Origin of the sequence: Halorubrum tibetense (assembly GCF_042661865.1) — an archaeon.
Taxonomy (GTDB): Archaea; Halobacteriota; Halobacteria; order Halobacteriales; family Haloferacaceae; genus Halorubrum; species Halorubrum tibetense.
Genome location: NZ_JBHSWW010000123.1, coordinates 1 through 6,869, shown reverse-complemented (window position 1 = coordinate 6,869; position 6,869 = coordinate 1). Strand labels below are relative to the sequence as shown.

General features: G+C 58.2%; 5 protein-coding genes and 4 tRNA genes. All 9 read left to right on the top strand.

The genetic code is table 11. The annotated features are described in order from the left end of the window. Window positions 1–167: 167 nt before the first annotated feature. The 9 genes from ACFQEU_RS09280 to ACFQEU_RS09240 all read left to right on the top strand — a co-directional run bounded on the left by ACFQEU_RS09280 (window position 168) and on the right by ACFQEU_RS09240 (window position 6,487). Window positions 168–240 (top strand) — tRNA-Glu (locus ACFQEU_RS09280). Between the two features lie 177 nt (window positions 241–417). Then, window positions 418–493: transfer RNA gene (locus tag ACFQEU_RS09275), tRNA-Glu, on the top strand. A 480-nt stretch (window positions 494–973) separates the two neighbouring features. Then, window positions 974–1,048: transfer RNA gene (locus tag ACFQEU_RS09270), tRNA-Arg, on the top strand. 67 nt (window positions 1,049–1,115) lie between these two features. Next, a complete protein-coding gene (locus tag ACFQEU_RS09265) occupies window positions 1,116–2,645 on the top strand; it encodes a TROVE domain-containing protein (RefSeq protein ID WP_379781455.1) in 1,530 nt (509 codons plus the stop codon). 27 nt (window positions 2,646–2,672) lie between these two features. After that, window positions 2,673–2,745: transfer RNA gene (locus tag ACFQEU_RS09260), tRNA-Gly, on the top strand. Window positions 2,746–2,760: 15 nt separating this feature from the next. Beyond that, the gene (locus ACFQEU_RS09255) at window positions 2,761–3,099 is read left to right on the top strand and encodes a hypothetical protein (RefSeq protein WP_379781453.1); all 339 of its coding nucleotides are present in this window, start codon (window positions 2,761–2,763) and stop codon (window positions 3,097–3,099) included. 58 nt (window positions 3,100–3,157) lie between these two features. Beyond that, window positions 3,158–3,697 carry a hypothetical protein gene (locus ACFQEU_RS09250; RefSeq protein ID WP_209485462.1) on the top strand — a complete coding sequence of 180 codons (540 nt, stop codon included), beginning with the start codon at window positions 3,158–3,160 and terminating at the stop codon, window positions 3,695–3,697. A 146-nt stretch (window positions 3,698–3,843) separates the two neighbouring features. Beyond that, window positions 3,844–5,661, top strand: coding sequence for a hypothetical protein (locus ACFQEU_RS09245; protein WP_379781450.1), 1,818 nt, complete (start codon window positions 3,844–3,846; stop codon window positions 5,659–5,661). Window positions 5,662–5,755: 94 nt separating this feature from the next. Next, window positions 5,756–6,487, top strand: a complete 732-nt coding sequence (locus ACFQEU_RS09240; RefSeq protein WP_379781448.1) for a hypothetical protein — start codon at window positions 5,756–5,758, stop codon at window positions 6,485–6,487. Window positions 6,488–6,869 lie beyond the last annotated feature (382 nt).

Here is a 6,869-nt window from a genome sequence, read left to right as displayed (position 1 = left end):
GAGACAACGATGATCGCGGTATCGATGACTTGATGACCGAGATCGACCATCTCTTCGTTCACTCAACCGCTGACGCTAACGTGCAAAGCTGAGTTGTAACGAGAACACGCAGGTTCGAATCCTGCCCGTCCCACTGGCCGATGACCCTTCGCAGGCGAGGCCAATTCGCTCCAGTGGAGTAGCGGCCAAACTCACGGCCCTCTCACGGCCGAACCCCCGGTTCGAATCCGGGCTGGAGCATGTGGGCCCGGAGCCTATGCGGACAGGCAAGCGGCCTTTAACCGCAGAATAGCGGGTTCGAATCCCGTCGGGCCCTCTTGATGCCTGGGAGGCCCCCCTGGTGGGGGTGCCGGGCTGTTACCCTGACCGTGGAAGGTTCGAGTCCTTCTCCAGGCGCTCGGAACCAGTAGCAGTGATGCTCCCGGAGTCTCCGTTGGCGAGAGACGCCAGCCTTTCAAGCTGGAGGTCGGGGGTTCGATTCCCCTCGGGAGCACTCGGGAACTGGCAGTGGACACCGACGCTCTGCGTCGTACCATCGAGGTAACGACGTAGACCGGTGACGCGTCCGCTGTCGGTTCCCATAGCGTGCAGTCGTCGAGACGGTGCGTTCCTTCAGCCCGCAAGGCACACCGGGAGTCATAGCCCGTCGCGCCGTCAGTTTCCCGACCGCACGTGGCGACCGTCGAGTCGAGGCGTTGCTTCGCCAGGAACTCACAGGTTCAAATCCTGTCGGTGGCCCCGTCCATCGAGAACATCCCGGACAAAGAGAGCACGAGGGTACTCTCGACACCGGATCCGCCTCGACAGTTTCCCAGTCGCCATCACTCATCCCGTGGCCGTCAAGTTGGAGCCATCCTTCGCCTCTGGAGCCAGAAGTCCGGGTTCGAATCCCGGCGGTGGAATCCGGTCTTCCACCGTAGTGTAACCAGGTAGCACGCTGTTCCGGCTCCAGCAGTTTTCCGGCCACATCCTTGTCTCCGTAGCTCAGCCAGGACAGAGCACCGGCCTTCGAAGCCGAGTGTCGCACGTTCGAATCGTGCCGGAGACGTTCGCTGCTTGCATCCGTGTGAGCAGCACCGGTATCGGAGTCGCCTGTTGCGGCTCCGAGTGATAGTATGGAATTCAACAAGCCAAAGCAAACGGTCGCGGAGGCAACGCGAACCACCAACTACGAAGGTGGAGAAGCATTCGGGCCTACCGACCCTCGACTCGCACTGTACAAGCGCACGATCAACCAGCTGCTGGAGAACTCGTTCTACGAAACCGATGACGAGCAACTCGCCGCTGTCGTCCAGCGATTCGACGCCGCCGCAGACGAGGATCCGGAGTTCGTCCTGAAGCTCGCCGCGTACGCGCGACAGGAACTCTACTTGCGGGACATCCCACAGGTCCTGCTCGTGCTGGCAGCCAACGACGACCGATTCAAGGATGACTCCCCCAAGTCGCTCATCCGCGAGTGGCCCCCGGCGATCATCCAGCGGATGGACGAGACGGCCACCGCGCTCGCCATCCACGACCAGCTCTTCGGCGGGACTGCACCGTGGCCGCTTCGACGCGGTATCGAAGACGCGCTCGTCTCGATGGCCGACGCTTACACGCTGGGAAAGTACGAACTGTCGCGGCGTGAGGTGACGCTGCACGACGTGTTCAACCGCGTCCACCCCACGCCCGTCGACACCGACCAAGAGGTGCTGTTCGAGCGATTCATGCGCGGCGATCTCGACGACTATCCCGACGTCGAACCGTTGCCGTCGCCCAACACCTGGGAGACGGTTATCTCCGAGCGCGGCAACACCCGAGACGCGTGGGAGACGCTCATCGAGGACGACACGTACTCGCTGCCGATCTTCGCGTCGATCCGGAACCTCCGGAATATGCTCGAAGCCGGTGTCGACGAGGACACCATCGTGGAACACCTCGACATAGAGGCGGTGCGGTACGCGCCGCTGTACCCGTTCCGGTACTACCAGGCGTACACCGCGCTCCAGAATGCGGACGTCCAAGCACCGGCGGTCGAGCGGTGGCTGGAGGACGCAATTGACGCCGCTGTCGAGACGGTGCCCGACGGACTCGGAGATACGCTCGTCGCCGTGGACCTCTCGGGGTCGATGGACACAGCGCTGTCCAAGAACAGCACGCTCAGGTTAAAAGAGATCGGCGCGTTATTCGGTGCGATCCTGGCCGACCAAGGTGCAGAGGTCGGCGGGTTCGGTGACGACTTCCAGACCATTCCGATGCACGTGGACACGCCAGTACTGCAGCGTCAAGATGCGGTGCTGGCCATCGACGAGGATGTCGGGAACTCGACGAACGGCTGGAAGGCGTTCGAGTATCTCCGCGACCGTGAAGAACCCGTTGAGCGAGTCGTCGTCTTCACCGACATGCAGATCTGGGACAGCACACCATTCACGGCGCGCGACAACCAGACGGTCAAGGCAGCGTTCGATGCGTATCGAGACGAGGTCTCCACGGACACCTCGCTTTATCTCGTCGATCTTGCATCCTACGGCGACCTCGTGACCCCGGAAGGCTACGAGAACGTCTACAACGTCTCCGGGTGGTCGGAGAACGTCTTCTCGTTCATCGAACACGCCGAAAACCCGAAGCAGGTCATCGATGCAATCGAGGCCTTCGAGTCTGCATAGCGTTGTCCTCTCATCTTTCTCCGTCAAGCGCGAGTAGTGTAGTTCGGTATCACGCGGTCGTGCCACGACCGAGACGGGCGTTCGAATCACCCCTCGCGCACTCGGAGCGTAGCTCGTGAATCAGATAGCCCGAGCGACGCTCTTCAACAGAGGTGACATCATGGCAATCTCCAATGACAACGACCCCGAGCCGACGACGACTGCTGTCGTCACGATCCGCATCCCATGTGGCGCAGACAGCGATCTCGTCACCGACGCCGAAGAGCGCCTCTCGCGTCCCGACGACATCGATACCGGCACGGTTGACGAGATGCGCGGTATCGCTCCGAACCTTTCGGCAACAACTATCACCGTCGGCATCACCATTCGCTGGACCACGACAATGACCGATTCGCAGGTGAGGAGACGGATCGTCGAGGTCCCTGGCCTTGAGTCGATCAAGCGTATCGGATGACCTGACCTGGGCACCGCTATTCCCGACGATTTCTGCGGTCACCTGCTGACGAACATCTATGGGTGGTATCGAACTCCGGAATGGAACACTCGTCGTCGAACACGAGCCGAATCAGCTCGGCGAGCTGGCGATCAGATTTTCCAAAATTCTCGGTCAGTTCGACATCAAGCACGTCTACATCGCGGGATACGTCTCTATCCTCGCTGGGCGAGCACGCTCTACCGAAGACGTTGACGTCCTCATCGAACGAATCGACGAGGAGACTACAGTCGAACTCGCAGAGACGCTTGACAAGAAGGGGTTCTGGGGCCCGGCGATGCCGCTCACTTCGATGTACGAGATGCTTGATAACGGCGACAACATCTGGGTTGCCACGGAAGACCAGATTACTCCGCATCCAGAAGTGAAGTTCGCACGTGACGAGTTCGACTGCGCATCCCTCCAAAACGCGATCACAGCAAGAATTGGTGATGAGGCGATCTCGATTGGATCGTTAGAACTCCAGATCGCATACAAGCGCCACCTCAGCGAGCCAGTCGTCAGGCATTTACAGTATTTTTTGAATTCCATGTGTTGGGTCCTCTATTGCCTGATCTAGGGTCTCGTGCGAATTTAAACCAAGTTTCCACCTCTATACTAATATAAACATTTGGGTTATATTTGGGTAGAAGTGTGTGGTTTAGTCGTGTTTTTCCATGTATTACTGGGCAAACGGTTATGTTTCCAGCACCGGACAAGCAAATTATGCAGCAGAATAATTCGGCGGTCAGGGTGACTCACTGTGACGCGTTCGCTGAACAAATCACATCGGCGAAAAAGCATTCACATGTAGATCTCACCCACAAATGGAACCCGGACGCAGACGGCGACCGTGCTGCCAGTCACGGGTCGAACATTGAGATCGAACACCCTGTCACCGATATGGCCGAGTTACAGCGGCGAGCACACCTCGCGGTACAGATCGGTCGAGAAAACCGAACGTCAGCCGCAAGTACATCTCGTGAAGGCCAGCAGGGCACCTACGAGATAGCGAAGACATTCGATGCTACCATGCTTGATGTCGCTGACGTAGCCCTTTCGGTTGAAGAGACGTCGTTTGCTGACCTGCCTATTAAGCCGCGGCACGTGAAGACGGTCATGCTACTTGATGCGTGGGGTGTAAATTCTCGGCGGGAAATCGTTGAGCACCTCGACGACCACGAGGACATAACCACTCGGATCGGGTACGACACCGCACCGAGTAATTCGACGGTTGCGCGAGCAGCAAAATCGTTAGAGGCTGTGGGACATCGAGACACGATTAGAGCCGCAGCAACGCGAAGTGTCCACGCCGTAACGCGTGCTGGGATCCAATTGCCTGATAGCGTCGCCGTTGCTCACGGTCTCGATGTCCCTCCGATCATCGATGAAGCGCTCATCGAACCTGAGACTCGACGTGCTGCGATCCGTAATTGGGTTTCAACGGTGTTGGATGAGGTGCTGGCCCCGATCACGTTCGACCGGGCAGAGAACACGCAGTTCAGTGTTCGGGCGATCATCGCCGCGATCGCGCAAGCCGCGCTGGTCAACGGGGGTGTCAGAGCAGGTCCAGCAGCCGCAGCATGGTACTATGACGAGTCCGATATCCCCACAGCAGGCCACGTTAGTGCGTTGCTTGCAGGACTCAACCGGGACGACATCGGGCGGATGTTCACGCTCGCAACGGAACGATTCTTGGATGTGGTCGGTGAGCTGGGTTTCTTCGATGAGGAGCGGGACATCGCGTGTGACCCGACATGGGTCACGTGGTGGGGCGAGGATGATAGTGACGATCCTGACTCCAAATTACTGCGGAATCCAGAGGAGTGTGAGTCGGGGTACGGGTGGTGCTTCTCAACTGTCTCGTTGACCGATAGCGACGCGCGGTTTGCGGTCGGGATCGACATCGCTGGCGATAAAACAGAGCGATCGCCGCAGTTCCGCCGCTTGATGCGTCCGATTAAACAACGTGATTCGGTTGGTCGCGTACACATCGACCGTGAGTTCTTCTCGGCTCCGGCGGTGCGTGCCTGTCGAGCGATCGCCGATGACAACTGGGTGATTCGAGCGAAACAACTCTCGAAGGGCGAAGTCGCGGAAGTCATCGACGCAACGCCGGTGGATGAATCACGGTTCCAGTCAAACGTGGAATTCGGCGGACTGTCAGTGGCTCCGAACCTGTACGTCCACCCCGTGCCGGAAAATCTCCAGAACCGGTACCAGATGTCTCCGCAAATAGCGTTTCTTACGGATCTGTCGCCGGCGGAGTGCGACATGGCTGATCTGTTTGAGACGTACCAGTACCGGTGGTCAGCTGGAACGTTCATCAGGCAGTTGAAGCATGAGTACACGCCGAACACGCAATCACCGAATCATAATACGCGCCTGTTTCTGTTTCATCTCGGAACTCTCCTGTACAACCTCCACACGCTGATAAACCGTGCAGCGTCTCCGCAGTACGCGCTCCGGTTGGACGTCACCTACTATGAAGTGTTGCTCGGCGTCGTTGATTCGACGTTCACGCGGACGGGTGACACCCCGTGATCTGCAGTCAGATGCGTAGCTGTCGGTGGGTGACGTGCCTGACTGCATTCACCAGTCGTTCGACCCAGCTCGTCGCACAGGGGTGGCTGCTGTGATGTACGCCGAAGTGTCAACGAACGTGTTTCGAGAGACGTTCCAGCCAGTGATGGTGTTCGACGGCGAAGCCCACATTGACATCACGGGAGATGCGGTGACGATCCATGCGACTGACGAAGCGCGTGCCGCTTGGGTCGATATTCACGTGCCACACTCAGCGTTTGAATTCATACAGGCGGGTGATACACCCGCATCCACAGCCCTCGATGTGAACGGCCTGCTGGATGTTCATGATATTCCATCGGTGGACACGATCACGATGGCAATACCGAACACGCATGAAGTTCAAATCACTGCGAAGCAACTGCTGTACCGGACAGGCACGATTCGAGAGGTGAATGTTCCGGAGATTTGGTTACGAACAGAGCCGGGCACGGCGGTCGATATCACAACCTCACCTGCCATGCTGTCGAAAGTCATTGACCTCGCTGTAGACATGACTGACCGCGTCGAGTTCGGTACGAGACCGACTGAGAGATCGGCTTATATAGCGGGGACAGGAGACACGGACGACGTGCGAGTGGACGTCCCACTATCGAATACCTGTGATACTCCGGAGTTGCGCGTTGAAGAGTCGTACTCGTTGACGTACTTGGACCCGATTCAACAGCGGATTCCCGCTGACACACCAGTTCGACTCCAATGGGGTCCAGGTAGTCCGCTGCGGGTCGAATATCCGGTTGCGGCCGGACACGCAACAGTCACATACACGATCCGGCCTAACGCGTGATCTCGCGTTCGCCCTGTAGTGACGGGCAGGCTTCCCGTGTCCCGATGAGTTCACCGATCTAGGTACTGCAATTCTGGTATCTGAGCGGTCGTGGTATAAACCCCCTCCCCCAGGTCTTTGCCCGTGTTTGCCGCCGATCGGTATGGTTCTGGGGTAAAATTCGCTGAACTTCTATTGCCTTTCCGGCAATTCCCCCGTGTTATATTATCCTGGACCCCGTTAGAAGCCTGTACACGGGCGAAAACAGACGGTGTGAGAGAAAGAAGTAGACGGAGGGGCGTAAACCTTTGGTCGTGTCACAAAGTCCTCTAGAGTTCAGTAGCAACTGGCTCCCGTGAGGAACGGGTTGCCTCTGGTGTCCAACCTACGAGGCAACCCATGC